This is a genomic window from Vibrio mimicus CAIM 602, assembly GCF_000338875.1.
Classification (GTDB): domain Bacteria; phylum Pseudomonadota; class Gammaproteobacteria; order Enterobacterales; family Vibrionaceae; genus Vibrio; species Vibrio mimicus.
Map to the genome: position 1 here is coordinate 1 of NZ_AOMO01000102.1, position 2,761 is coordinate 2,761.

The 2,761-nt window shown below is 42.1% G+C and carries 4 protein-coding genes; 1 reads left to right on the forward strand and 3 read right to left on the reverse strand.

The features are described from left to right. Positions 1-719: 719 nt before the first annotated feature. The 3 genes from D908_RS00210 to D908_RS22855 all read right to left on the reverse strand — a co-directional run bounded on the left by D908_RS00210 (position 720) and on the right by D908_RS22855 (position 2,544). The gene (locus D908_RS00210; protein ID WP_005527954.1) at positions 720-1,178 is read right to left on the reverse strand and encodes a GNAT family N-acetyltransferase; all 459 of its coding nucleotides are present in this window, start codon (positions 1,176-1,178) and stop codon (positions 720-722) included. A gap of 148 nt (positions 1,179-1,326) precedes the next feature. After that, on the reverse strand, positions 1,327-1,833 hold the full coding sequence (locus D908_RS00205) for a hypothetical protein (protein ID WP_005527956.1): 507 nt from the start codon (positions 1,831-1,833) through the stop codon (positions 1,327-1,329). Positions 1,834-1,968: 135 nt separating this feature from the next. Beyond that, on the reverse strand, positions 1,969-2,544 hold the full coding sequence (locus tag D908_RS22855; RefSeq protein ID WP_235047406.1) for a hypothetical protein: 576 nt from the start codon (positions 2,542-2,544) through the stop codon (positions 1,969-1,971). An 11-nt stretch (positions 2,545-2,555) separates the two neighbouring features. On the opposite strand from D908_RS22855, the gene D908_RS00195 reads away from it, so the two are divergent. Further along, positions 2,556-2,761 (forward strand): type II toxin-antitoxin system CcdA family antitoxin (locus tag D908_RS00195; RefSeq protein ID WP_005527959.1); only part of this gene is annotated, 206 nt, incomplete at its 3' end.

The following is a 2,761-nucleotide window of genomic DNA, read 5'->3' on the forward strand; positions in this document are numbered from 1 at the left end:
CCGCTAAGGGCTGGCAACGCATAACACCAGACTCAAATACAACAACCGAAACCACCGCGGCTCAATGGGACTGGAAACGCTACGCGTTGACAGTCCCTCTTGAGGCGTTTGTTATGTGCATTTTTCTGACAAGTATACCCAATCGTCAGCGACGACTTGGTGTTCGAAAACCTTTATTCTGTGATAGCCTCTTTCCGTAAGAGCTGTCACCTGAACGTATTGATAACCCAAGAAGGAGTGCTTTCGCTTAAGTTCAGCTTGTATATCATGAAGATAAACATCTCCATCCCTTATGAGTAAGGGGTTTCTCCTAAACTTCGATGAAGTTAAGAACGCTAAAAAGACGCAGAAAAAAATGACAATATTAGGCCATAATTGAATAGTCTCAGGAGATAAAAGCTCTATACCTAAGCTGACAATAGAATAAGTGCCAACGAAGGCGACGACCGATTTCCATTTCGGCACGTTATACGAAAATTGAACACCCCGCTCCACCCTAAACTCCAAAATCTCATAGTGCTGTTCGCATATAATGCATGCAAATGAATATAAAAATGAGTATATCTGATAATTCTTACGGGCGGATGCACATAACGCCCTGTTAAGGGGTGAGCAACGCAATACAAAAGCCGCTGCATACCGCCTTAAACACTAAAATCAACGCATAGTGAAAATGCCACGCGTTGCGAATCCCTCTTGAACAGTTTGTTATGTGCGTGCTAATTGAGATACTTTTGCCAATGTTGCTGCCCTGTCAAAACTACTCTGTAATCTTCGTAGTCCAATGAACTGTAGAGCGTTTTAGCTGCAACATTATCATCACCGACCTCTAGTGTGATTTTGAGGTAATCATTATCACGACAATACTGTTCGATACCATTCAGTTGCGCTTTGCCCACACCTTTACCACGAAAGTTATCCGACACCATAAAGTCATGGATATTCATCACTCTTTGCGCACGATAAGTTGAAAACGATTCAAAGCAAACCGCAAAACCAGCGGGCTTATCGTCGACAAGACTGATAAATCCGTGGAAATAAGGCAATGCAAACAACTGAGCAATTACTGAGAGATCTAGCTCAACTGAGAATCCAGATAGGTACTCTCTAAACAAAGTCTCGAGTATACCTTTGTCCTCAATGCTTTCTGTTTCGATACGCCTGATTGTGATTTCCATATCCATTTCCACCAAAGCACATAACGCCCGCCTAAGGGGCTGACAACGCATAACACTAAACTCAAACACAACAACTGCAACCACCGCGGCTCAATGGGACTGGAAACGCCACGCGTTGACAGTCCCTCTTGAGGCGTTTGTTAGGTGATTATACGTGCTTAGGCAACTTTGAAAGTTTTTCATCCTGTACCCAACCTTGCACAGTCACACTTCGTGTAGCCATGACACTCAAAGAAGTAGGTATATTTGAGCTTGAGTTCGATAGCACATTATTTATCTTTCTCGCCGTTCCGAGTATTCTCAGCCAAGCTTTTTCACCATACTTTTTCTCAATGTTCTGTTTGCATTTCTTGTAACGTTCTTCTGAGTTATCACCATCAATCAGAGCAATCATTGTCGCCAAGATGAGCAGATTATCACTCTCAGATAGAAAATAACGCTTATACGCTATATCTCGTTTCACATCAGGATGTAAGGGATAGGAAGAATTACATATCTTCTTGAGCCACGCCCTTTTGGCTAATATAGCTACGGTATCACGCTTATTTTTACCCAATTTATCCTGAATTTCTCTTAGCCTTGAGAACCAGTAGCTCGGATCAGGTAAAGCAGATAATTCATCTGCCAGTTCTTGTAGAAAATCTGTTTCTTCCATATTTGCCCATATCACCTAACGCCCGCCTAAGGGGTTGGCAACGCATAACACTAAACTCAAACACAACAACCATAACCACTACGGCCTATTGGGATTGGAAACGCCACGCGTTGACAATCCCTCTTGAGGCGTTTGTTATGTACGATGCTCCAGCAATTGGAGCCAATCTTCATGACTTAGCGCATTTTTCGAAATGTAAATACTACGTTTCTGCATAGCATCTTCAAAATATGAGACTCTTATGGTCGAACCTATTCCTAAGGGCAGAAAGTTATTCAACAAAGTTACATCACAGGCCAAGCCTTTAAAAAATAGCTGCCCACCTAATATTTCTAGAGAACCTTGCCGAAACTTATTCCATAAAATAAAGATTCTAGCGGCTGCACCACAACACATTAATAATATAAATGTTTGTATCCACTGATGAAGACCACTTGAAAGCCAATATAAAACAAACCACATAAGCACAATATAAGCGAGCTCTGTGGACACATATTTGTACATACTCAATCTAATGTTACAGCCCATTTTTCCACCTAGTACATAACGCCGCGTTAAGGGGTGAATGCCGCATAAACCAACTTCCCGCAGGCCACTTTCACCACCAAAACCAACCGCATACCAAAAATGCCACGCGGCATGAATCCCTCTTAAACGCCTTGTTATATGCTTGCATTGCACCCATAATTTATGCGCACACACAATACGCATAGGTTACTATCATGAGAAACGCATATAGTACGCAAGCCCCAAAGAAAGCTACAAACTTAAGCTTAAACAGCGAGTTACTCGCTGAGGCTAAACGCTTAAATATAAACCTTTCGGCAACAATGGAAAAGGCACTTGAGAAAGAAGTGAGTCAACGCCTGAAAGCTGAATGGTTAGAGCAAAATGCTGATGCCATTAATGCTTGCAACGAGCTAACTGA